Raw genomic sequence first — 23,313 nt, forward strand, 5'->3', positions numbered from 1 at the left:
CTCCCTGAGACGGCGCTGCCCGACGAGCGGCGCGAGTCGGCCGGCGTTCCCGCGGGCTCCCAACGGCTGAGCCACAGGGTGCGAGGTTCTGACCGAAGAGAAGAACCTCGATGAGGTAAGCGGGGCGGGACGGCCCGCGAGCCCCGAAGGCGTTGGGCCAGCGGCGGGAGCGAAGCGAGTCTTGCACGCCCCTGCGAGACCGTCGGCGTCTGAGCCTGAGGCCCCTTCGGGGCGCGCTGTTTTGGTATCCATCACCAGCAGAATCGTCTCCTCGCCGCGGTAGGCCGGCCCGGCGAAAACAGGGACGACGGTCAGTCGTCGACAGCGGCGGCGCCCGCCTCCGGGTCCGCAGTTACGCCCGACTCGGCGACGACCGCTTCGTTGGCCGCGACCCAGCGCAGGAGCAGGAACGCGAAGACGTACTTCGCGCCGATGTCCAGCGCCGAGTAGCCCCACGAGGTGATACCCACGCTCTGGACAAGTGCGAGTCCCTCGACGCCCAGCGCCCAGATGACCGGGTAGCCGAGCCACAGCACGACGGTCAGGGCCCTGAGAGTGCCGAATATCTCGTCGGTCCCGGCCGCGGCGGCGGAGTCGGGCCACTCGACGAGGACGGCGTACAGCACCACGACGAAAAAGGCACAGCTGATGAGGTAGAACACCCACCGGAGGGCGTACGACGAGGTGACGAGCGCGGCCGCAAGCCCGGTGACACACATCCCGATGTCGGCCGCAATGACGGTAAAGAGATCGGGGGTGTCGACCTTCGCCAGCAGTCCGAGCGCAAGCAGTATCATCGGCGTCGACAGCGTCCAGGTGAGGTAGCGACCCCACTGGCTCATCACTTCCTCGCCGGCCAGCGCGTGACCGGCCGGCATCTCGATGAATCCGACCGTCAGCCCCGAGAGGAGCCCGGTGTAACTGGAGATAGAGACCAGCGGAATCATCAGCGTCGCGGCGAAGATGAACTTCGCCCGGGAGTCGGTCACGTTCCGGCCCATATACACGAACAGGAGCGCGGCGAAGCCGGCGAGCGCGATGTTGATCCAGAGGGACGACGACAGCAACACGTCGCTCTGTATCGCGTCTACGGCCGCCGCCTGGGTGGCCTGAAGCAGTGCTGCCGTTGCCGCCGTTGGTACTAGCATGTACTTGAAGATGACAGCGAGCCCTTAAATTCACCCACCCAAACCCTATAGGTACGGCTGTTGGATGTTCGGTTCGAAAACGCCCAATTCGGAACAGTCTCGCGCCATCGGGCACGATATCGTGACGCCCGTCGGTTCGGTCCGTGCGTGGTGGAGGGCCGGCAGGGACCGGGGTTGTCAGAACTCTCCACACCGGCTGACGGCTTCGGCGTGTTCGGCCCACTTCTCGACGGTGGCCTGCCCCCAGTAGTGGACGGCGCGGCTCCGTTCGTCGAAGTCGAGCAGGCCGATGCGGTCCAGTTCGGGCAGGTGCGTTTCGACCAGGGCCTGCTCGATGGCCTCGACGGTGGCGTCCGAGTCAGCGACTCCGCTCTGTTGGGCCCGCCGGGCGACGGCTGCGGCCAGCGTCCCGACATCGACACCGGTGTCCTCGCACGTCACGAGATACCGACAGACCGCTCGCCGCCGCCAGTCCGACAGCGCCTCGAACACGTCGTCTATCATCGGCGTGTCGAGGCCGCGGTCCTGGGGAGTCATCCCACGCCACTGGTCAGCGCGTGGGCCGTTTTGCTGGTCGCTCATTCTCGCATGTCGTGATAACGGCCCTCAGGGATATCAACAGACCACCTAGACATTTAGGCTAGTGTCGACTGTCCGAATAGACTAGGCAGTGTGGTCCCTCAGCTATCAAGTATCCTGTCCAGCAGGTTGCGCTCGGCCCGCCGGAGATGCTGGTGCAGCGTCGACGAAGCGATATCGAGCGTGTCGGCCAGTTGTTCGGCGTTCGTATCCCGGGGCCACTCGTAGTACCCGGCGAGGTAGGCCGAACGGAGCACCTCCAGTTGTCGGTCAGTCAGCTCCCCCCTGAGAGAGGCGCTGTCGCCGGCGGCTGTCGGCTGTCGGTCCCGGGACTGTTTGACCACCAGCTCGAAGCCGGGCGCGTGCTCCGACAGTGTATCGAGTATCGTTCGGGGTTCGGCGTCGGGCGGTGCCTCGACAGTGATAGTGAGGACCTCGCCGTCCGCCACGATGTCGATCGGTCTGACGCCGACGTCGAGAAGCACGGAGTAGTACGAGTCCGCCACCCTGAGTTCGACGACACCGCTGTCCCCGTCGGCGCGGATAACCCGCCCGTCCGGGACCAGTTCGTGGTCGAGGAGGTCGGCCAGCGTGTCCGCCGGGGGCGCTCCCTCGACGGAGAGATAGGCCAGGACCCCCTCACCGAGGTCGACGCTACCCGAACTGCGGAAGACACAGTCGTGTTTCGCGGCCACGCCCAGCGGGTAGGCGTCGGGCGAGGTCGACTGGAACTCCATCTCGACGACGCGGTCGTGAGCCAGCAGCCGCCGGTTCTGGACGGCCGTGTACGCGAACCCGACCATCTCACCCAGCACGGTGAAGGCCTCGACGGCCCGCTCGCTGAACGCTTCGGGCCGGTTCGCGTACACGGCGAGAACGCCGTGGATGGCCTCGTCGTGGCACAGCGGGACCATAAGCGCCGAGCGGAACTCCCGGGCCAGCGCCGCGTCGCGCCACGCGGCGACGCAGTCGTCGGTCTCGATATCGTGGACGACCTGGGTCTCGCCGGTCCGGATCGCCTCCGCCCCGGGGGTCACGTCGTCGGCCGCGGAGCGCTCTGAGACGATGTCGAGATAGCTGTCGTCGTCCCCGGCGACGGTTGCAGCCCCGAGTTGCGTGCTCGACCCCTCGCGCTCGCCGATCCACGCGAACTGGTAGAGGTCGGACTCGACGAGGTGGTCACACACCGTCTCCTCGATGGCGGACCGGGTCGCCGCCGACCCGAGCGCGCCGATAACGTCGTGGATGAGGCCGTGGACCTGTGCGAGCGTCGCCAGCTCGTCGCGCTGTGTCTCGAGTGCGCGCTGGCGCTCCTTTCGTTCGGTGATGTCCCGGTGGATGCCGACGGCACGCAGGGGCCGCCCGTCGTCGCGCTCGACGACGCGGCCGATGTCGCGTATCCAGCGGTAGTCGCCGGCCCGTGTCCGCATCCGGTATTCGCAGTGGTAGGTGTCCGTCTCGCCCGAGAGGTGGGCGTCGATAGTACCCCAGGCCCGGTCGAAGTCCTCGGGGTGGACCAGCTCCTCCCACGTCTCGAGGCGGTGTTCGATGTCCGCGACGTCGTAGCCCAACATTCCGGCCCAGCGCTCGTCGAAGGTGACGTCGCCGCTCTCGACGTCCCAGTCCCAGACGCCGAGTTCGGCCCCCTGAAGGGCGAGTTCGAGCCGCTCGGTCGTCTGTTCGAGCTCGCGCTGGCGCTCCTTTCGTTCGGTGATGTCCCGATAGAGCCAGATGTTCGCCGGCCCGGCCGGGAGGTCGACCGGGAGGTAACTGCGCTGGACGACGCGCCCGTCGGCCAGTTCGAGGTGTTCGTTGAGCCGGCGCTCGCGACGGTCGGCGAACCGGTCAAACGCCGTCAGGAACCCCGTCCGGTCGGCGAACTGGTCGGCGACGGCCTCGGCAGTGTCGAGACTGTGGGTCCCGACGAGGTCGTCGGGCGACTCTTCGACATCGAACAGGTCGACGAACCGCTGGTTCGCGGCGAGGATGCTCCGCTCGCTGTCCTCGACGAGGATACCGACCGGGAGCGCGTCAAACAGCGTCGACAACAGCGTGTTCGACTGTTCGAGTTCCCGTTCCCGCTGGACGCGCTCGGTGACGTTCTGGGCGAGCGCCATCCCGGAGACGACCGCGCCGTCGCTGTCCCGTATCGGGATGGTCTGAACATCGTAGTGCCGGCCGGCGACAGTAGCGTGGAGGGAACTCGTCTCGCCCGCCAGAGCGTCCCGGTGGGCCTGTTCGAGCCGGTCGGCGTTTTCCGGCGGGAACGCCTCGACGGGCCGCTTCCCGAGCACCTCCGAAGGGTCTACACCCACACGCTCCAGCTCGTCGCCACCGGCCATCGTGTACCGTCTTTCGTCGTCGAACAGGAAGACCGCGCCGTTGGGGAAGTGATCGACCAGCCCGTCGAACAGCTCCTTGCGCCGCTCTAGCTCCCGTTCGCGCTCGATGCGGTCGGTGATGTCGCGGGTGACACCCATCAGGCCGCTGTAGTCGCCGTGTCGGTCGTACAGCAGGGTGTAGTGGATCGATATTTCCCGTTCGGTGCCGTCCTTGCGCTGGAAGGTCAGATCGACTGTGGTGCTGTCCGACTCGGAGGCAAGCAGCTCCGCGATGGTCCGCTGGCCTTTCTCCAGTTCGCCCGGTGCCAGCGTCCGCTCGGCGTGTTCGCCCCGCAGTTCCGACGGCTCGTAGCCGAGGTTCCTCGCGAACGACTCGTTACAGAAGTCGATCACGCCCCGTTCGTCGAGAGTGTACAGCCCGTCCTGTGCCTGCTCGGTCAGCAGTTCCAGCATCGAAAGGCGGGCGTCGCGTCCGGCCGTCTCGGTGACGTCCCTGACCAGAACGAGCGTCGTCGCCCCCGCCATCTCCCGGAGCGGATACCGCTGCAGGAGGAGGTGTCGCTCGTTGGCCGCCGCCCCGGTCCGGATGGTCGCCGGCTCCGGCGGGTCCTGACTGAACTGTTCGACGGTGGTGACGCCGCTGTGGTCCGCACAGAGAGTGGCGAGTTGCTCGTAGATATCGTCGGTCGCCGGGAGGTCGCTGGTGCCGACCAGCGCGACCAGCGACATACTGGACCAGACGATATCGCCGTCATCGACGAGAAACACGGCCTGGCCGGTCTCGGCCTGCCGTCTGACGCCGGCCAGGGCCTGCTGGAGCGCGTACTCGCTCCGTTCGGTCGGGGTATCGACCGTGCTGACGACCTTCTCCGCGAGGAAGGCCCCGCGGTCCGTCGCCCCTTTCTCGACGACCGTCCGCATCGCGTCGGCCAGCGCGTCGGCCAGCGCCGTCGGGTCGCGGTCCGTATAGACGATGACCGGCGCGTCGACGGTCTCCAGTAGCGGTCCGACGTCGTCCAGCCCGGCGGGGTCGACGACCAGACAGGCCGGCGGCGTCACCGCCGCGACCTCCATCGCGGCCTCGACGGTGCCGACACTCGCCACCGAGAGGTCCTCGCGCTGGTCCGCCATCGCGGCCCGCGTCCGCTCGCGGACCGCCGCGTCGGCGTCGACGTACAGTACCTCGGCTGCGTCGCTCGGCGAGGGCATGTCCGTGCCGCCGACTATCAGCTCGCGGCTCGTTGAATCGTTCGTCATCCGTCGTCCGGTGATAGCAGTACCGACAGCGCCGACGAACTATAGCGTATCGGTGGCGTCAACGTTGAGAGCCCGCCTCGGCGACCGACGCCAGCGTCAGCCACGTGTTACACCCGGCCCGCAGGGCGACGAGGTCCTCGGCCGCGACGGTCACCCGCAGCGTTGCGCCCTCGCGAGCCAGTTGCGCGGTCGTGCGGTCCCCGTCGATGTCGCCGACCTCCGGCCGGAGGCTGCGCTCGACGCGACGAGCGACCGACTCGTCCGGATAGTCCAGCGTGAAAACAGTCCGGTGGGATGGCGTCATACGGGTTGTTGCAGTGGTTCGCTGATGTGTGCCGACCACACCAGCTGGAGACGGGCTACAACGGTCCGTATCACTTGACGTCGATTTCTTTGACGTCGGGCGAGCGCTCCTTCAGCAGCACGCGGTGGCCACAGTACGGACAGCGGACGCCACCGTACTCATCGAGTGTTACGTCGCGCTTACAGCGTGAACACTTGTAGCTCATATCAGGGGATACCGGACGCGTTACTCCTCGTCGTCCTCGGCGAGTGCGGCGCGGATGGAGCGACGGACCGTCTTGCCACCGGGGGTCTCGGGCTTGTAGCTCCCGCCGGTGTACTTGTAGTCGCAGTAGCCACACTGCCAGATGCCGGTGCCCTGGCGGTCGACCTTGTCCTCGCCGCAGTTCGGACAGGTGTGGTCCTCGTTCATCTCCGCCTCTATCTCTGCGACGCGCCGCCGGGAGACACGACCGTAGCGAGCGCCGAATCGGCCGGAGCTGCCGGTCTTTCCGCTCTTGCTAGCCATAGTACCCGTTTGTCGGCCCAGCGGCCACATAAGCCCTTCGAGATAGCGGCTCGCCGCGTGGCACAGTCACAGCGATTAACGGGCTCGACGGCGAACGCCCGCGGTGCCATGGACGGCGTACTGCCGCCGAATTCGCCCGAACAGCCGGCGGCCCGGCGTGTGTGGAGGACCCGGCCGCTTGACTCACTCGTCCTGTAGCTCGGCCTCGACAAGCGCCTCGTTGAGGTCCGCCCGGACGTGCTCGCCGAGTTCGCGGTCGCCCGCCGTCGTGACGACGCGGTTCTCCTGGACGCTGGAGCCGTCCCGGATGAGCACGCGGACGTTGCCGTTGGCGTCCGCGCGGGTGGCTTTCGCCCGCACGCCCGTCGGCGAGGAGGCCCCGCCGGCGTCGATTGGCCCCGGGATGACCTTCTTGACGTGTGGATGGCCGGCGACGGTGTAGATGACCCGCTGTCCCGCCCGCCCCCCGATGAGCGTCGAGTGGCTCCCGCCCAGTTTCGACTCGGGCGCCGCGTCGACGACTTCGAGGGCGGGCTCGCCCTGCCGGTCGATGACCCGCTGGACGGGGTCGTCGCCTTTCACCCGGAAGAACTCGTGGTGCAGTTGCCCCCGGACGGCGTTGATGACTGCGCGGTCGCCGGTGACATACACCTCCTCGGGCCGTTTCCGCTGTACCTCGTCGGCCACGAGCCCGGCGAAGTTCCGCAGCTCGACGACCGCGTGCTGGTCGCTGCCCTCGCCCTCCGGTGTCGTCGTCACCGTCCGTGCGCCGACGGCCTCGCCGTCCAGCAGACAGGTGACCGTCGCCCGCTCGCGTTCGAGTTCCAGCACGACCGCGTCGGCGTTGGCAGTGCGACAGACCAGGCAGTAATCGCCCGGGCGGTCGAGTTCGCTCGCACACTGCCGGCAGTCCATGTCGATTTGTAGGGACGCTCCGGTGGATAAGCGAGGCGGTTCTCAGTCGTGCGTCCAGTCAGTCACCGGAGCGCCAGTGTAAACAGCCGGAAAGCCCCGCCCATGCCGGCTGGTCAAACAGTGCTGGGTGGGACTGAAAGGGGCGGCGGGCTGAGCGAAGGCGGGCGACGTAAGCACTGGAACGAGCGCAGCGAGTGAAGGGCACAGCGAGCCCCCCGAGTTCAGCCCGCCGGGGCTTTCTGGCTCTGAGAGATGGGTACAGTGAATCAGTAGGTCGATTAGCCCAAAACTACGTCCCAGGGTCGTTCTTGCGGAACTCCCGCAGCAACACGGTGGCGTAGCTGCCCTTGGGCAGCGCGAACTCGAAGGTGAGAGCGTCGCCGTCCCGACGCACACCCAGGTCCGTCCGGACCTGCACCGCCCGCCGCGTTCCACTACTATCGAACTCGCCGGGCAGGTCGAAATCGCCCGGTTCCAGTCCCACGTCGTCGAGTACCTCGCGCTCTATCTCGCCGGGTTCGCCGTCGGCCAGCTCCGTGTCGGTGCCGACCAGCGGCGCGGTGACGAACGCGCGGCCCCGCTCGCAGTGGCGCTCGACGGTCCGCAGGCGCTTTTCCGTGACGCGCTGAATCCTGTCGGTGTCGGGCAGCGGGAGGTCCTCCGGCGCCTCGCTGTCTTTGAAACACACCACGTCGCCCTCGACCGGCCGGTCGAAGGGCAGGCCCCGCGCCAGCCGCTCCGAGAGAATCCGGTTGAACACGTAGGACTGGGCGGCGTTGACAAAGAGCGTCTGGAGGTTGGTGGGAAGGGTCTCGACGGCCTCGCGGAAGTCCGCCGGCGTCTCGCCGCCGTTGTCTACCAGTTTGTGACACATCGACCGCTCGTAACCCAGCGCCCGGGGCAGTCGCTCCAGAGCCCCCTGCCAGTCCTCGGTCTCGTCGACGTACGCGCGGGCCGCCTGCGTGTCTTCGGGTTCGCGCTCGTGGGGATTACCCACGTAGGCGAGTACGGCCTCTTTCCACGCCTCGCGGACGATAGCCAGGCCGACCTCGTGGGTGACTGGCCGGCGCGAGCCAAAGCGCTGCTGGCCGAAGTAGTTCGGGACAGCAACGGTGACGGCGTCGTCGGGGAGCGCCGCGGTGTCGGCATCGGCGTCGCCCCCGCCGGCAAAGGCCCGCAGGTCCGAGCAGACCGCAGCGGCGTTGTCGGGGGCGTCGGTATCCCGGACCACGATCTCGAAGGCGTTGCCGGCGAGGTCACCAAAGAGGATGGGGCGGCCGGCGCGGCCGACGACCTCGACCTCGGCGCCGTCCAGTTCCGGGAGGTCGTCGGGACCGACGCCCTTCACCGAGAACAGCTGTCGGGTGACCGCGCGCTTGTCCTTCGTCCCGGCCCAGGAAACGCGTTCGCGGGAGATACCGAGCTTGTCCGAGAGGGCGCTGGCGAAGTCGTTTGTGTCCCAGTTGTGAAGTTCAGCCCGGAAGACGAGATGCGGGTAGCCGCCGGTATCGGCGTCGACCGGGGCGGTGTCGAACGACTCCAGTTCCGTGACGCGGAAGTCCTCGGGGCTCGCCCGCAGGTGGCCGCCCACGCCGTCGGCGTCGCTGACGTAGTATGCCATGCCGACGGTCCGCTCTATGGGATGGGCCTCGCGCATTGCCCGAGTGTTCGTCGGACAGCGCTTAGGGTTGGCGTTCTGTGCGTGACACGACTGTCAAAAACGGGCCACGCTGATTCCGCACCGTCGGTGATCTCGACCTGACCGGGAAAGCCCTCGGCCAGTTCCGGTCCCGCGGCTCGCTGCGCGCTTCGGCCCCGCCGCGGCCTGCAGTGCTTACGTCGCCGGGGGTCCCGGAACTGGCCTCGCCCTTTCAGTCCACCAGGTAGTCCACGGGAAGCCTGCCCTCCCCCGGGTCGCTCGTGCGTGGCGGCGCCACGCAGCTCGCTCCCGGCCGATGGCGACTCGTACGGGTCGACCTCCCTGCTGAAATCACTCGTAGGGTTCGAACTCCCGCCCGAAGACGACGAAGTACGCGACCCCGAGGGCGCCGACAGCGGTCGCTACGGCAAACGCCAGCTGCGGGCCGGCCTGCAGGACGAAGCCGCCGAGGTCGACCGCCCAGTCGGCGCCGTAGAGCCACCCGCCCAGGGCGGCGCTGGGGATGACGAGCGTGTTCCGGACGAGGTAGTAGCTCCCGGTGACGCGGCCGCCGGCGTCGGCCTGTGCGGGGCCGACGATGAGCGCCTTGTGGGCCGGGAGGCCGGCGAATCGCAGGCCGGAGTAGGCAAACAGGAGGAGCAGCACCCACTGGTTCGCGGGGGCGAAGATGAGCAAGAGCGGGAACAGGGCATAGACGGAAAAGCCCAGCGCGACGGCTGGCTTGAGCCCGGCGTACTCTGCGAGCTTCGAGACCGGCGCCATCGAGAGGATGGCGACGACCATCTCCACGCCGAGCAACACGCCGAAGAAGGCGTCGGGCCGCAGGTCGAAGCCGAAGCCGGTGAACCCAACCGAGAGGAAGTCGGTGACGACGATGACGAAGAAGACATACACCATCCCGTTGGCGAAGCGGACGAGCGTGTCGGCGACCAGCAGCGGGCGCAGCGTCGCGGGCATCTCCCGGAGGTCCGTGAGGACCTGGGAGACCCCCTCGAAGGACTTCCCGAGCGTGTCCTCGCTGGCGTCATAGAGGAGATGCTGGGCGACGGTGGCGACGGCGCCGAAGCCGATGGCCACGAGCAAGACCAGCTGGAAGCCATCGAGGAAGCCGACTGTCGCGGCGAGCAGGCCCGCGGCAAGCAAGGGGCCGACGAGAAAGCCCAGCCGGCGGAACACCTCCGTGCTGGCAAAGCCCATCGCCAGCCGGTCGGGCGGAACGGACTGCTTGACGATAGCGAACGTCGCACCCAGCCCGAAGGACTTCCAGGCCTGGGCGAGAAAGAGCCCGACGAAGACGAACAGCCAGGCGGGCAGCGAGAGGGGGCCGACGGTGACGCTGCCGACGACGGCGGCGAGATACCAGACGCCAAAGCCCAGCGTCGCAAGCACGCCGAAGGCCGTCAGCGCGAACCGGGAGCCAAGCCGGTCCGAGACCGCGCCGCCGGGGTAGGGGTAGACGGCGCTGATGAGGTTGCCGACGCTGCCATAGAGCCCGATGACGCTCGCGCTCGCACCGAGGACGCGCATGTATTCGGGCAGGTAGCGGCTCGTCATCTGGAAGGCAAGCGAGAAGGCAAGCATCGACAGCGAGAGGACCAGCACGTCCCGCTCCAGGGCGAAGAACTGCCGGAAGGAGTCGAGGGGGTCGACCTCCCCCTCGGTTCGGTCGGTGGCCATTGTCGAACCCAAGTGCCGGCACGTACTTATACCCACCAACGACGGCGCGAGCGGAGCTATCGAGGGCTATAGAGAGCTATGAACCGCTGGACCGGGCCGGTTTAGGTGGGGTATAACGAGGGCGGTCCCGCGGCGACTGTCGGACAGGTGTCGCCACGTGGCCGAACGCGATAGCGCACAACACGGCGAGCGGGAATCGACCGACTGGTGGGAAACGAGCGCCGTCGAGATAGCGGAGTTCGGCGGTGTTACGGTCGCGTATCTCCCGGAGGCCGACGACGCGTGGATCTCCGGCTGGGTCGACGTGCCGCGATAGCGCGAAAACGAACTGCGAGGGCTTACTCCGCCGACGCGTAGTCGTCGAAGCGGTCGATGTCGACGCCCTCGTCAGTGACCTCGGCCAGCACGATACCGTTGCCGGAGCCGGTGTCGCGCTCGGCCGCAGCCTCGACGGCGCGGATGGCCAGCGCGCGGGCCTCCTCGACGCTCATCTCGGGGTCGTAGTTGCCCTCGATGGTCCCGGTGGCGACCATCGTCCCGGAGCCGGTGACGGTGTAGTCGTCCTGCAGGACGCCGCCGGCCGGGTCGACGCTGTAGACGTGGCTGCCCTCCTCGTCGACCCCGCCGATGATGGGGTTGATGGCGAAGAAGGGGCCGCCGCGGGCGAAGTTACCCGCGAGCGTCGCCAGCGCGTGAATCGACAGGGGCTCGTCGCGGCGGACCTCATAGAGGTTCGCCTCCGAGCGCAGCGAGCGGATAAAGGACTGGGCGCCGCCGACGCTGCCGACCAGCGTCATGGCCGCAGTCGGGTGAATCTGCTCGACCTTCTGGACGTTCTTGTTGGAGACGAAGCGGCCACCCAGCGAGGCCCGCCGGTCCGTCGCGATGACGACGCCGTCCTCGGTGGAGATACCGACAGTGGTCGTCCCGGTCTTGGTCACGTTCTCCTCGTCGCGGCCCTCGTCGTCCGAGGGGATGGTGCCCACGTCGGGCTCGTAGGCGTCGGTGAGTCGGTTCTCGGGGTCGTACATTATTCGTCACCTCCGAGTTCGAACTCGGCGAGCCGGTCGGCGATGTCGTCCTCGGCGAGCTTGCTGAACTGCTGGTCCTCGACGTCGATGGTGGCGATGTCGACGCCCGTCGCGTCGAGCCCGTCCTCGTTGACCGAGGCCAGGGCTCGCAGGGCCAGCTCGACGCCGGCCTCGAGGTCCATCTCCTCGGCGTACTCGTCTTCGAGGTACGTCTGGATGTCCTCGCGGGAGCCGCCGATAGCGACGGCCTGCCACTCGTAGGGGGTCCCCGAGGGGTCCGTCTCGAAGAGGCGCGGTTCGCCGTCCTCGATACCGCCGACGAGCAGCGCGACGCCGAAGGGACGCGCGCCGCCGGTCTGGGTGTACTGCTGGATGTAGTCGGTGACCTCCTTGGTCAGCGACTCGACGCTGGCGGGCTCGTCGTAGCGCAGGCGGTTGACCTGGGCCTGACGACGCGCCACGTCGATGAGCTGGCGGGCGTCGGCGACGTGACCGGCGCTTGCGACGCCGACGTGGTCGTCGATCTCGTGGATCTTCTCGATGCTGTCCCGTTCGATGAGCGGCGACCGGGCATGGCGGTCCGCGGCCAGCACCACGCCATCGGCGGTGCGGACGCCGACGCTCGCGGTGCCGCGTTTGACTGCCTCTCGTGCGTACTCGACCTGATAGAGGCGTCCGTCCGGGGAGAAGATGGTTATCCCGCGGTCGTAGGCCTGCTGTTCGTTTCCTTGCATTGTGGTGTACTCTGTTGTTCACCTGAGGTTAGTGTTTCCGGTATATAACCACATCGGCCCTCGCCGCCCTCAGTACAGCGAGAGGTCGCCAGTGATTCGGTCCACCGCGTCTTCCTCGCCTGGCCCCACCGCGAGTGCGGTGACGGTGCCGGGCTCCAGTTGCGTGTGGCCGGCGTCCCTGACGACAGCATGTGGCAGGCCAGCGCGCTCGGCCGCGTCGGCGAGCTCGAACAGCTCGGACTCGCCCGAGGCCTTGAGGACGACTTTCTTCTGACCCGAGCCCTTCCAGGACTTGCGGGCCTGTCGACCAGTGTCCTCGTAGGCCGACAGCGATGCGTGGGCGACCTGGGCGGCGAGTTTCCCCTCACCCATACCGATGTCGGCCCGCGCCACGATGGCCTGCTTCATACCCATACATAGCGACCGGTACATAAACCCCCGTCGGAGTCCCGCCGCGGTTGCACGTACCACAGGGCACTTACCGGTCGGGTGAGCAACGGGGTCGGACAGCCACGACCGAGACGGGGTACTTTAGGTCCCCCACGTCGCTAACACGGACAATGATACTCTCCGATGCGGACATCTTGCGCCGGCTGGAGGCGGGCGACCTCGTCGTCGAACCGCTCGACGACCCCGACATCCAGATTCAGCCCGCCAGCGTCGACCTGCGGCTGGGCCGGGAGTTCCTGGAGTTCCAGCACGCCAACATCCCCTGTATCCACCCCAACGCCGAACAGGAGGTCGACGAGTACGTCGAGCTGACCGAAATAGAGGAGGGCGGCGAGTACATCCTGCATCCCGGCGACTTCGTGCTCGGGACGACCCACGAGCGCGTCGAGATTCCCGACGACCTCATCGCCCACGTCGAGGGGCGGTCGTCGCTTGGCCGACTCGCCATCGTGGTCCACGCGACGGCGGGGCTCTGTGACCCCGGGTACAAGGGCCAGATAACGCTCGAACTGTCGAATCTCGGCACCGCGCCGGTCGCGCTCACGCCCGGAATGCGCATCTCACAGCTCACCTTCACCGAACTGAAGACGCCCGCGGACCGCCCCTACGGCGCCGAACGCGGCTCGAAGTACCAGGACCAGTCCGGGCCACAGGCGAGCAAGATACAGGGTGACAGAGAGTTTGGAGGCGACCAATGAGGGGCGACCGGTAACATGCGTTTCATCGAGGAGGTAGTCGTCGACGAGTTCCTCCCGACGTTTCGCTCGCTGCTCGCCGAGGCGTTGCGCGAGCGCGGCCTCACCCAGTCGGAGGTCGCCGACCTGCTGGGCATCAGCCAGAGCGCCGTCTCGAAGTACGTCCACGGCGAGGTCGAGCGCAACGAGCAGCTGCTCGACCACCGGGGCCTGACCGAACTCGTCGAGCGCATCGCTGAGGGACTGGCAAGCGGGGAAATGAGCTCCGTGCAGGCCCTGGTCGAGGCGGAGGTGTTCGTCCGCGAACTCGAACAGGGCGGCGTGCTCGCCCGGCTCCACGAGGCGGCTGTGCCCGAGCTGGCGGACTACGACGGCGAGTTCGCGGTCCACGACCCCGACTCCCGGCTCCGGGCCGCCGAACGGACGCTGTCGTCGGTCCGGCGGGGGCTCGGCGTCCTGGAGAACACCAGCGGCTTCGCGACGCTCATCCCGGCGGTCGGCTCGAACCTCGTCCAGGCCCTGCCCGACGGGGATGGCATCGACGACGTGGCCGCCGTGCCGGGCCGGATTCTGGACGTGAAGGGGCGGGCGACCATCCCCGCCGAGCCCGAGTTCGGCGTGAGCGAACACGTCGCGTCGGTGGTGCTTGCCGCCCGGGCGGCCGGCAGCCCGGCGCGGGCGGCCCTGAACGTCCGCTACGACGAGTCGGTCGTCGAGTCACTCGTTGCGGCGGGCCACACCGCCGCCGAGTTCGACGCCGAAGCAGCCATCGAGCCGGCCATCGCCGACGCACTCGCGGACGACCCCGAGGTCGACGTGGTCTACCAGACCGGCGGGATGGGCGTCGAGCCCGTGGTCTACCTGCTCGGCCCGGACGCGGTGACGGTGGCCGAGTGGACGCGGGACGTTCTGTGAGCGAGTTCTACAAACGGTGGGCGACCGTCTACGACCGTCTCGCCAGGCTCCCCGGCCTGCGGTCGTGGCGGGCCAGCGCGGTCGACGCGCTGGGCCTGTCGCCGGGCGACACCGTCGCGGAGATGGGCTGTGGCACCGGCGCGAACGTCCCCGAGCTACGCGAGCGGGTCGGCCCCACGGGGCAGGTCGTGGGACTCGACATCACCCGCGAGATGCTCCGGGCGGCGCGGCGACACCCCGACCGCACCGGCCCCAGTGTCGACTACCTGCGCGCCGACGCCACCCGCCCGCCGGTGCGGAACGTCGACGCCGTACTCGGGACTTTCGTGGCCGGGCTCTTTCCGGACCCCGCGGCTGTCGTGGACGCGTGGTGTGACTGTGTCGTCCCGGGCGGGCGGGTCGCGCTGTTGAACTTCCAGCGCAGCGACGCCGTCCCCCTGAACCTCGCCTTCGAGGGGTTTGTCCGACTCTCGGCGCCGGGCGCGCGGCTCTCGACTGACTCGCACGCCGACGCCTTCGAGCGGCGGGTGGCGGCCGCACGCCGACGGCTCACCGAGCGGACGGTCGACCGGCGCTACGAGACCTTCGGCGGCGGCTTCCTCGGGCTGGTCTCGGGGACCGTGCCCGGCGGCGACCGACAGTAACCACTTTATTTCAGGTATCAGTCCACTGTTGTATGGCAGCCGACAACGTCTTGACGACCCTGGCGGTCGCCGCCCTCCTCGTCCTCGCGGGGTGTCCCGGCGGTCCGACCAGCGGACCGGACGGGACAACTGCGAGTCGTCCACAGGCGACCGACACCGGCGAGTCGGTCGGGTCCGGAGTCACCGTCGAGAACGGGACGCTGCCGGTCAACGCGACACGGACGTTCACCCGCGTCCAGGCGCTGACCGACACCGACGCCGACCCCTGGCCCGTGCGCGTGTGGAACCTGAGCGAGCGACACGTCGGGCAGGTGGGCGCGTCGCCGCTGAACCGGGCGCTTGGCTTCCGGAACGTCTCGACGGACCGGAGCGAGCCGACCGGGGTGACCAACGCCGGTGCGGTGTACATCCATCCCGGTGACGGCGCGCCGGCACAGACCGAGCGGGTCCTCGCCCACGAGTACGCCCACCTCGTGCAGTACCGGACGGCGATGCTGCCGTGGCGGGGGCAACTGCGCGAGCCGCGGCTGACTACCGACCGGCTAAAGGCCCGCCGGTCGTTGGTCGAGGGCGGCGCCGTCTTCGTCGCCGACGCCTACACCGAGCGCTATCTCGATATCCGGAGCAACTCCGCGTACGCCCACGCTCTCTACCGCAACGGCTCGGCGACGCACCGCTCCGCGCTGGCGCCGTACGTCTTCGGGAGCCAGTACGTCGACCACCGCATCGACGACCCGGCGAACCTCTCGGCCGCCTACGAGCGCTATCCGCGAACGACCGAGCAGGTCATCCACAACTACTCCCGGGCCGATGAGCCGCCGGCGAGTCTCGACGTGACCGCCGGAGCAGGGAGCGGCGACTGGGCGTATCTCGGGAACAACACGCTCGGCGAGATGACCACCCGGAGCGCCCTCGACACCGAACTCGACCGCGATCGGGCGGCCTCGGCGGCGGCCGGCTGGGGCAACGACCGGCTGACGATCTACCGGCACGCCACCGACGAGGAGCGCGACGGCTGGGCGTGGGTGCTGCGCTGGGACAGCGCGAGCGAGGCCGCCGAACTCGACGCCGCGCTCTCAACCTATGCCGACGCCCGCGACAGTGACAGTCCCCGGACGTTCCGCGTCGAGCCGATCGACGAGGAAACCGTGGCGCTCGTCTTCGGTGACCCCGCGTTCGTCGAGCGGGCCACAGTGAGCGGGACCGACGGGAACGTCAGGGTCGGCGTCGGGGCGTAGTTCCGGCCCACTCAGGTCGTCGTCCCTTCCGTCTGTGCCGAGCCGTCGTCCGTCCCCGGTGACGGGCGCTCCGCGTCGGCCTCCAGCGCATCAAGGAACTCCGGAATCGTCCACGTCTTCGTTCCGTCGGTACAGGGGTAGATACCGACCAGATCACCGTCCTCGCGGGCGGCCGCGAGCAGCATCGGCGTCGTCAGCACGTCCTCGCCCTCGCCGACCAGCAGCGAGGCCGTCCGCGTCTCGAAGGGCGGCCGCAGGCTCAGCCCGCGGTCGGCAGCCCACGCTTCGTAGGACTCGATTATCTCCAGCAACTCCGCCTGCCGGTTGTCCCCGGTCAGGGGGATCTCCTCCGGCCAGGTCGTCACGTCGAAGTCGTCGAGCACACCGGCCCCCCGCAACGTACTCAGCCGGTCGATGACCGTCGTCCGGGGCCCACACACCGGTCGCCTGACCCAGAGGTCGACGACGAGGCCGCCGGTGTCATCGCGCACGTCGTGTTCGTCCGCCTGTTCTCTTTTGTTCGACATAGTGTACTAAACATTCATGTATTGCCGCTATAACCTCAAAAGTGTGCGTATTATCGTGGTATAAGTACTTCAATACGAATAATGTCATCCACGGCGAGCGGGCGAAAGCCGGGGTAGTAGCTGGGAGTTGGTCTCGCGGGTCGTTGCGCTCCCCGCTCGACTTCGCCGAGGCACCTCGCGTTGCTCGGTTCCGCGCTAGTCGTCAGCCGGGGCGGGGCCGCTCGTCGACAGCGACACGTCGGGCGCGTCGACCTGGAGCTCGTCCAGGGCAGCCTGGGCGGCCTTCTTGCCCGAGACGAGCATGGCGCCGAAGGTCGGGCCCATGCGCGGGAGGCCGTGGGTCGTCGCCGTCGCCATGCCGGTCGCGATGAGGCCGTCGTGGACCTTGCCGGTGTGTTCGACGACGGCGTCCTCGCTCTCGCCGACCCACATCGAGTCGTGACCGGGCGAGTCGTGACCCGGGGCGCCGTAGGTGTCACCGCCGGTCTGGTCCATCCCGGTGTCGCCGGCCTCGGGCCCTTCGCCCTCCAGGACGCCCCGCTCGTCGAGTTTCTTGACCGCCATCGCGTCGTGGCCCGTCGCGTCGATGACGATGTCGGACTCGACGGCGATGGGGTCGACGCAGGTTATCTCGCGGGGCAGCGCGTGGACCGGCGTCCAGTTCATCACGATACCGCCGACGCGGTGGTCCTCGCGGATGACGATATCGGTGAACTCGGTCATGTTCTGCATCTTCGCGCCCGCGTCGCAGGCGGCCTTGATGAGCCCCGAGCAGGCCTCGGGTCCGTTAGCGACGTAGAGGCCGTCGCTCTCGTCGGACTGGAGGTAGTCCACGTCGAGGTCCTCCAGAATCTCCTGTGCCGGGTCGCGCACGGTGACCTTGTTCATCAGGAAGCCGCCGAGCCAGAACCCGCCGCCGAGGTAGTTGTTCTTCTCGACGACCATCACTTCGACGCCGCGCTCGGAGAGTTCCTTCGCGGCCATCAGCCCCGAGGGCCCGCCGCCGATGATGATGACCTCCGTGTCGGAGTAGTCCATGAACTCCTCGGTCCACTCCTGACCGATAGCGCGTGTGACTTCCGCCTCGCCGACGTCGCTGAACTGGTCGAAGTCCTTCATACCACCTAGTGGTATTCAGGAGTGGTAAATAGTTGTTGCGGTGTCCGAACTGTCCCGCCCCGTCGGAGCGGACAGAGCAGCGGTATCAAACGTAATATTTGCTGCAGATGATTGATTACCATACGACACGAACCGGGTGTAATGACCAGCAAGGGTATCGACGAGCCCGCGTCGATGCATATCCTCTATGTAAACGACGACGCCGAGTTTGCCGAGTTGGTACGGACGAAGCTAGCGAACAGTCGCCCCGACTTCGAGATCACGACAGTCAGCGATACCGGGGAAGCCCTCGGGCAGCTTTCGAGTTCATCTATCGACTGTGTCGTCACCTGTTACTCGCTGCCGGACGGAACCGGTATCGAACTCGTCAGGACCGTCCGAGCCGAGGGGTATGACACCCCCGCGATACTGTTTACCGGCCGCGACAGCGAGCGGGTAGTGAGGGAGGCAACGGAGTCGAACGAGCTCGACTATATCGCGATTCACGCGACTGAAGACAGCTTCTCGATTCTCGGCAGCCGAATTCGGACACTCGTCGAGGCGGCTCGTGACCAAGAGGTCGCCGAGCGGATGTCCAACCGGTTCCGGCGGACGCTCGAACGGGCAACTGACGCGATCTACGCGGTCGACGACGAGTGGCGCATAGAGTACATGAACGAGAAGATGGCACAGCGCGTCGACCGTAGCCCGGAACAGGCCGTCGGCAACACACTGTGGGAGGAGTTTCCGTCGGTTGTCGGAACCGAGCTCGAAACGCGGTACCGGACGGCGATGGAGACGGGTGACTCGGTGTCGTTCGAGCAGCGTCTCGGGGAGCCGTTCAACTACTGGGTCGAGGTTCGCGTCTTCCCCGACGAGGACGGGCTGACCGTCTTCTCACGTGAGATCACGACCGAGCGGGAGCGCGAACTGGAGCTCGAGCGCAGTGAGACGATTCTCCAGAACATCCACGACATCGTCTGTACCGTCAACCCGGAAGGCGTGGTTCAGTTCTCGAACTCGGCCGCGGACCGGCTGCTTCTGCGGGACAACGACGAGGAGCTGGAGGGGCGCCTGCTGACCGACGTTGTCAGCGACCGGGTGTCTGCAGCCGGCACGGAGCGGCTCTCGAAGGCCATCGGCTCGTCGCTCCAGCAACTCGAAAGCGACGGCGGTGTCGCCGAGCTGTACGATTCGGACCTGCAACTCGAGTTCGAAACCGGACACGGGAAGCGAACACTCGACGTGCGCACGACGCCAGTCAAGCGTCCCGGTGGCGATCATATCCTCGTCGTTGCTCGGGACGTGACAGACCAGAGTGAAGCCACCAGACAGCTAGAGCGCGAGCGGGATGCACTGCAGGAACTCCAGGCCGTCATGGCTGACAGCGATCTCTCAGCGGAGACGCGTCTCGAAGAACTCCTGAAAGTCGGTTGTCAAACGCTGGGTCTCGAAATCGGCATCATCTCCCACATCCAGGACAGCGACTACACTATCAAGGCGGTCCACGCGCCAGAGGCCGACATGAACGCCGGCGACCGGTTCGACATCGAATCGACGTACTGTGCGGAAGTGGTCGCCGAGGAAGAGCTCTGTGCGTTCGCCGATGCGGTCGCCGATGGGAAGAAAACGCATCCGGCATACCGGGAGTTCAAGCTGGAGTCGTATATCGGTGTGCCGCTGGTAGTAGACGGGACCCACTACGGGACGGTCAATTTCTCGAGCCCAACGACGCGGGTCGCCCCGTTCGGGGCGCTCGAACGGACGTTCGTCGAGTTGGTATCCCAGCTCGCGGCCACAGAGATATCCAGAGACCGAGACCGACAGGAGCTAGAGCGCCAGGAGTTCCTGTTTAAGCGCGTCCAGAGGACGGCGAACATCGGGATCTGGGAGTTCGCCCCGCAGTCGGGCGAACTCCACTGGTCCGACGGGGTTCGGCAGCTTCACGGCGTCGACGACGACTACGAACCGTCGCTCGCGGACGGCGTCGAGTTCTACCACCCGGACGATAGAGCGACGATACAGTCGGCCGTCCAGCGGGCTATCGAAGACGGCGACCCGTACGACCTCGAGTTGCGAATCGTCCGGCGCGACGGTGCCGTTCGCGACGTACGGACGCAGGGAGAGCGGGTCGACGGCCCCCAGCGGGACAGCAGCATATTACGGGGGGTTATACAGGATATCACGGCGCAGAAGGAAAACGAGCGCGAACGCAGAGAGCTCGCAGAAGAGTACGAGTCCCTGCTCGAAACTTCCGGAGACGCCATATTCCTGCTCGACGTCGAGCCGGACGGCGAGTCGCCGACCTTCGAGTTCAGCAGACTCAGCCCGGGATACGAAGCACAGACCGGGCTCACAACTGAAGCGGTCCGCGGGAAGACACCGCGAGCGGTCTTCGGGGACGAGGTGGGGGCGTCGATCGAGTCAAACTATCGCCGGTGTGTCGAGCAGCGCGAGCCGATCTCGTACCGTGAAGAGTTGGAGATCGACGACGACGCGCGGTTCTGGGACACGAGTCTCGCCCCAGTCATCATCGACGGGGAGATAGTCCGACTGGTCGGTATCGCGCGGAACGTGACCGAACAGGTCGAGCGCGAGCGTGACCTCGAGGCGACGAACCAGCGCCTGGAGTCGCTCATCGAAACCACCCCCCTTACCGTCATGGAAATCGACCCCGACGGGAACATCACCCGCTGGAACGACGAGGCAGAGCGGATGTTCGGCTGGTCACGCGAGGAGATACTCGGGGAGTTCAATCCGATGGTCCCGGAGGAGAAAACGGCCGAGTTCGCATCCTACCGTCAGCGCGCGTTGAGCGGCGAGCAAATCCGCAGCGAGGAGATACAGCGGGAGACAAAGCAGGGCCAAGAGCTTGACCTGCTCCTGTCGGTCGCCCCGGTCAGCGGGCCCGACGGTGACGTTACGAGCATCCTGGCGGTGTTAGAAGACATTACTGAACAGAAACAGCTGGAACGGAAACTCCGCTCGCTGCAGGAGACCGCACAGCGACTCAGCAGAGCGCAATCAAGCGAAGAGGTCGGGTCGATTGCCGTGACGGCGGCGGAGGAGATACTCGGCTTCGATCTCACGGCCCTCTGGCAGTATAACGAACAGACCGACACGCTGGACCCGCTCGCTGCGGGTACCATCACGACGGAACTGTTCGGTGAGCTGCCACAGCTGCGCACCAGCGACAGCCTGGGCTGGGAGTCGTTCGAAGAGTCTGAGCTCCGAGTGTACGACGATATCCTGTCGGAGACATCGCTGGAGTTGTCCGAGGCGGAACTCGATAGCGGCCTCTTTGTCCCGCTGGCCGAGTTCGGCCTCCTCGGTGTCGGGACACAATCCGAACAGCAGTTCTCGGACACGGATATCGACCTGTCTCGGATGCTCGGCTCGACGGTCACGGCGGCGTTTAGCCGTGCAAACCGGGAGACACAGCTCCAGCGACAGAACGAGCGGCTCGACCAGTTCGCGAGCGTCGTGGCCCACGACCTTCGGAATCCGCTGGGTGTCGCCATCGGCTTTACCGACATCGTACAGGAGACCCATGACCCGGACCACTTCGAGAAGATCGAGAACGCCCACGACCGTATCGAACGGCTCATCGACGACCTGCTCGCGCTGGCGCGGGGTGAAACGACGATTACGGAGCCAACCGACATAGAGATCAGCGCTGTTGCGACCGAGGCGTGGGGATACGTCGATACGCACGAGGCTACCCTCACAGTTCTCGACGATGTCCCAGCGGTCGCGGGCGACGATGGCCGTCTGATTCAGCTGTTCGAGAACCTCTTTCGAAACGCGATAGAACACGGCGGCTACGACGTGGACGTTACCGTCGGCCAGCTAGGCAACGGCGAGGGGTTCTACGTCGAGGATAACGGGGCGGGGATCCCGCTTGACCGGCAGGACGCGGTGTTCGACCACGGCGTCACATCCAGCGATAACGGAACCGGCTTCGGCCTCTCCATCGTGAGCGACATCGCGAAGGCACACGACTGGACGGTTGCGGTGACGGACGGCACTGACGGTGGCGCGCGGTTCGAGTTCGGAGTGGCATAGCCAGTCGCCCGTACTGTCACCGAGCCTCGCGTTCACCTGGGACCGGTCGCTCGCTGTGAACGCCCCGACGCTGCATACCGGGCGACGTGACCGGGGAAGATGGCGCGCCGGCGATGGCTAGGCCCAGGCGTGCAGGCCGGCCTCGGTCAGAATGTCCGCGCCGCCGTCGGGCTGGCAGACCGCCCACCGGGAGCGGGCCGCGCCCTCGGGCAGGAGGTGTTCCGGGACGAGCGGCATCGGGACCGGCGCGAACCCGCCCCGGCGCATCGCCGTCGGGCCGGGGAACCGTTCGACGACCTCGCCGTTCTCGGTCACCTCGAAGCGACCGTCGTCGGCCCGGCGGTAGGCATGCCGGAAAGCGTGGCGTTCCGGGGCCGCGAGCGCGTCGACGTGTTCGAAGACGGCCACGACCTCGGTGCCGACGCTCAGTTCGAGACGGGGCCGGCCCTCGTCGACCCGGACCTCGCGCCACTGGAGGTCCGACGCCGGCGCGCGGGCACAGGCGTAGCTGCCGTCCGACAGCGGGACCCGGTCGGGGCCCGTGTAGAACTGCCGTCCGTCGGGCCCGTCGGCGGCGACACAGGCCGGCTCGCCCAGGACGGTCGCGACGACCTGTGTGAGCGTCGTCCCGGTGTCCTCGGTCGAGGGGACGACGAAGAGGCAGTCGCGGTCCTCGCGCAAGGCGTCGGCAAACCGGGGGACGAGCCCCGCGGGGCCGATGTCGGCCTCGGTCAGCGGTTCGATGGCGACGGGCCGGGGCTGTTCGGGCTCCACGAGACCGACGGCGTCGCCGGTCGGGTCGGCCAGCGCCGGCGGGCCGTCGAGGCTCCGCTCTGGCCGGACCGTCACCTCGTAGCCGGCCCGCTCACACAGGGAGACGGCGTGGTCGCGGACCGAGGGATAGACGGGCATTACACCGACGGAGGGGACACGAGGACAAGAAGGGTTCGCCCGGTGAGCACAACGGTTTAGCCCGGCGAGCGCCGAGTCCGGAGTATGACCGCGACAGCCGACGAGGACCTCCGCGCCGGACTCGAAACGGCGGTGGCGGACCGCCTCAGTGAGGGTGCCGACTGGAGCGTCACCGGCGACGCCGGGGACTGTGTGACCGTCTCGCTGCCCGACCGACGGCTCCTCGCCCGGCGCCGCGACGGCCCGGACGGCGCAGACCACTGGACGCTGGAACTCGCGGCCGACGGGGCAACGGTGAGCAAGTTCGGCCCCTTCGAGACCGTCGGGGAAGTGACCGAGCAGGTCCGGACGCTGCTGGACAGCGACGTTCGGTATACGGTCTGCTGTGACGGGTAGCCGGCGGAACCATCAAAACAGTTCGGCGTGTACAATCCAGGCATGGGCCAGTGGAAAGAACATCTCGTGAACGGAATCGTCTCGCTCGTACTCAGCGTCGCTATCACGGTCTGGATGGCCGACGACGACGACGGCCCGTGGGACCTCTCGGACATGGCGCTTGCCGCCGGCATCTCGGGCTTCTTCTCGGGGCTGTTCACCAGCTACTTCGCGAAGTGA

The 23,313-nt window shown here is 67.3% G+C and carries 23 protein-coding genes; 8 read left to right on the plus strand and 15 right to left on the minus strand.

The window, feature by feature from the left end; translation table 11 throughout:
• Window positions 1–311: 311 nt before the first annotated feature.
• From VJ162_RS06640 to VJ162_RS06680, 9 genes are all read right to left on the minus strand, one after another.
• On the minus strand, window positions 312–1,148 hold the full coding sequence (locus tag VJ162_RS06640; protein ID WP_324663225.1) for a bacteriorhodopsin: 837 nt from the start codon (window positions 1,146–1,148) through the stop codon (window positions 312–314).
• Window positions 1,149–1,325: 177 nt separating this feature from the next.
• Window positions 1,326–1,730: a DUF7344 domain-containing protein gene (locus VJ162_RS06645; RefSeq protein ID WP_324663226.1), complete on the minus strand. Its 405-nt coding sequence runs from the start codon at window positions 1,728–1,730 to the stop codon at window positions 1,326–1,328.
• Window positions 1,731–1,828: 98 nt separating this feature from the next.
• Entirely contained in the window at window positions 1,829–5,326 is a 3,498-nt protein-coding gene (locus tag VJ162_RS06650; protein ID WP_324663227.1) for a PAS domain S-box protein, read from the minus strand.
• 58 nt (window positions 5,327–5,384) lie between these two features.
• On the minus strand, window positions 5,385–5,630 hold the full coding sequence (locus VJ162_RS06655; RefSeq protein WP_324663228.1) for a KEOPS complex subunit Pcc1: 246 nt from the start codon (window positions 5,628–5,630) through the stop codon (window positions 5,385–5,387).
• A 70-nt stretch (window positions 5,631–5,700) separates the two neighbouring features.
• Window positions 5,701–5,835, minus strand: coding sequence for a DNA-directed RNA polymerase subunit P (locus VJ162_RS06660; protein WP_166968497.1), 135 nt, complete (start codon window positions 5,833–5,835; stop codon window positions 5,701–5,703).
• A gap of 20 nt (window positions 5,836–5,855) precedes the next feature.
• The gene (locus VJ162_RS06665; protein ID WP_324663229.1) at window positions 5,856–6,167 is read right to left on the minus strand and encodes a 50S ribosomal protein L37ae; all 312 of its coding nucleotides are present in this window, start codon (window positions 6,165–6,167) and stop codon (window positions 5,856–5,858) included.
• Between the two features lie 153 nt (window positions 6,168–6,320).
• The gene (locus VJ162_RS06670; RefSeq protein WP_324663230.1) at window positions 6,321–7,052 is read right to left on the minus strand and encodes a DUF2103 domain-containing protein; all 732 of its coding nucleotides are present in this window, start codon (window positions 7,050–7,052) and stop codon (window positions 6,321–6,323) included.
• A gap of 289 nt (window positions 7,053–7,341) precedes the next feature.
• Window positions 7,342–8,709, minus strand: a complete 1,368-nt coding sequence (truD, locus tag VJ162_RS06675) for a tRNA pseudouridine(13) synthase TruD (protein ID WP_324663231.1) — start codon at window positions 8,707–8,709, stop codon at window positions 7,342–7,344.
• A gap of 333 nt (window positions 8,710–9,042) precedes the next feature.
• Window positions 9,043–10,389 (minus strand): MFS transporter, encoded by a 1,347-nt coding sequence (locus tag VJ162_RS06680; RefSeq protein WP_324663232.1) that lies wholly within the window; start codon window positions 10,387–10,389, stop codon window positions 9,043–9,045.
• Between the two features lie 157 nt (window positions 10,390–10,546).
• On the opposite strand from VJ162_RS06680, the gene VJ162_RS06685 reads away from it, so the two are divergent.
• A complete protein-coding gene (locus VJ162_RS06685; RefSeq protein WP_324663233.1) occupies window positions 10,547–10,705 on the plus strand; it encodes a hypothetical protein in 159 nt (52 codons plus the stop codon).
• A 22-nt stretch (window positions 10,706–10,727) separates the two neighbouring features.
• Here VJ162_RS06685 and psmB read toward each other — a convergent pair whose 3' ends face one another.
• From psmB to pth2, 3 genes are all read right to left on the minus strand, one after another.
• The gene (gene psmB, locus VJ162_RS06690; protein ID WP_324663235.1) at window positions 10,728–11,420 is read right to left on the minus strand and encodes an archaeal proteasome endopeptidase complex subunit beta; all 693 of its coding nucleotides are present in this window, start codon (window positions 11,418–11,420) and stop codon (window positions 10,728–10,730) included.
• Window positions 11,420–12,154 (minus strand): archaeal proteasome endopeptidase complex subunit alpha, encoded by a 735-nt coding sequence (psmA, locus tag VJ162_RS06695; protein ID WP_324663237.1) that lies wholly within the window; start codon window positions 12,152–12,154, stop codon window positions 11,420–11,422. The genes psmB and psmA overlap by 1 nt, the downstream gene beginning before the upstream one ends.
• A 69-nt stretch (window positions 12,155–12,223) precedes the next feature.
• Window positions 12,224–12,562 carry a peptidyl-tRNA hydrolase Pth2 gene (gene pth2 / locus VJ162_RS06700; RefSeq protein WP_324663238.1) on the minus strand — a complete coding sequence of 113 codons (339 nt, stop codon included), beginning with the start codon at window positions 12,560–12,562 and terminating at the stop codon, window positions 12,224–12,226.
• A gap of 152 nt (window positions 12,563–12,714) precedes the next feature.
• Here pth2 and dcd point away from each other — a divergent pair, with 152 nt between their 5' ends.
• From dcd to VJ162_RS06720, 4 genes are read left to right on the plus strand one after another with little or no spacing between them, the layout of a single operon-like run.
• Entirely contained in the window at window positions 12,715–13,302 is a 588-nt protein-coding gene (gene dcd, locus VJ162_RS06705) for a dCTP deaminase (protein WP_324663239.1), read from the plus strand.
• Window positions 13,303–13,317: 15 nt separating this feature from the next.
• Window positions 13,318–14,214: a thiamine-phosphate synthase family protein gene (locus tag VJ162_RS06710; RefSeq protein WP_324663240.1), complete on the plus strand. Its 897-nt coding sequence runs from the start codon at window positions 13,318–13,320 to the stop codon at window positions 14,212–14,214.
• Complete coding sequence (locus VJ162_RS06715; protein WP_324663241.1) at window positions 14,211–14,858, plus strand: class I SAM-dependent methyltransferase; 648 nt, start codon at window positions 14,211–14,213, stop codon at window positions 14,856–14,858. Before VJ162_RS06710 ends, VJ162_RS06715 begins: the two co-directional genes overlap by 4 nt.
• A gap of 32 nt (window positions 14,859–14,890) precedes the next feature.
• Window positions 14,891–16,096 carry a hypothetical protein gene (locus tag VJ162_RS06720; protein WP_324663242.1) on the plus strand — a complete coding sequence of 402 codons (1,206 nt, stop codon included), beginning with the start codon at window positions 14,891–14,893 and terminating at the stop codon, window positions 16,094–16,096.
• An 11-nt stretch (window positions 16,097–16,107) separates the two neighbouring features.
• Here VJ162_RS06720 and VJ162_RS06725 read toward each other — a convergent pair whose 3' ends face one another.
• Window positions 16,108–16,623, minus strand: coding sequence for an HTH domain-containing protein (locus VJ162_RS06725; protein ID WP_324663243.1), 516 nt, complete (start codon window positions 16,621–16,623; stop codon window positions 16,108–16,110).
• A 195-nt stretch (window positions 16,624–16,818) separates the two neighbouring features.
• Window positions 16,819–17,742 (minus strand): sulfide-dependent adenosine diphosphate thiazole synthase, encoded by a 924-nt coding sequence (locus VJ162_RS06730; RefSeq protein WP_324663245.1) that lies wholly within the window; start codon window positions 17,740–17,742, stop codon window positions 16,819–16,821.
• Between the two features lie 141 nt (window positions 17,743–17,883).
• Between VJ162_RS06730 and VJ162_RS06735 the strand changes: the two genes are divergently transcribed.
• Entirely contained in the window at window positions 17,884–21,786 is a 3,903-nt protein-coding gene (locus VJ162_RS06735) for a PAS domain-containing protein (protein ID WP_324663246.1), read from the plus strand.
• Between the two features lie 117 nt (window positions 21,787–21,903).
• Here the strand turns inward: VJ162_RS06735 and VJ162_RS06740 are convergent, their stop codons facing one another.
• Window positions 21,904–22,698: a hypothetical protein gene (locus VJ162_RS06740; RefSeq protein WP_324663247.1), complete on the minus strand. Its 795-nt coding sequence runs from the start codon at window positions 22,696–22,698 to the stop codon at window positions 21,904–21,906.
• Window positions 22,699–22,782: 84 nt separating this feature from the next.
• Between VJ162_RS06740 and VJ162_RS06745 the strand changes: the two genes are divergently transcribed.
• The gene (locus VJ162_RS06745; RefSeq protein ID WP_324663248.1) at window positions 22,783–23,094 is read left to right on the plus strand and encodes a hypothetical protein; all 312 of its coding nucleotides are present in this window, start codon (window positions 22,783–22,785) and stop codon (window positions 23,092–23,094) included.
• Between the two features lie 42 nt (window positions 23,095–23,136).
• Window positions 23,137–23,313, plus strand: a complete 177-nt coding sequence (locus tag VJ162_RS06750) for a hypothetical protein (RefSeq protein WP_324663249.1) — start codon at window positions 23,137–23,139, stop codon at window positions 23,311–23,313.

It is taken from the genome of Haloarcula sediminis (assembly GCF_035656455.1).
Lineage (GTDB): Archaea > Halobacteriota > Halobacteria > Halobacteriales > Haloarculaceae > Haloarcula > Haloarcula sediminis.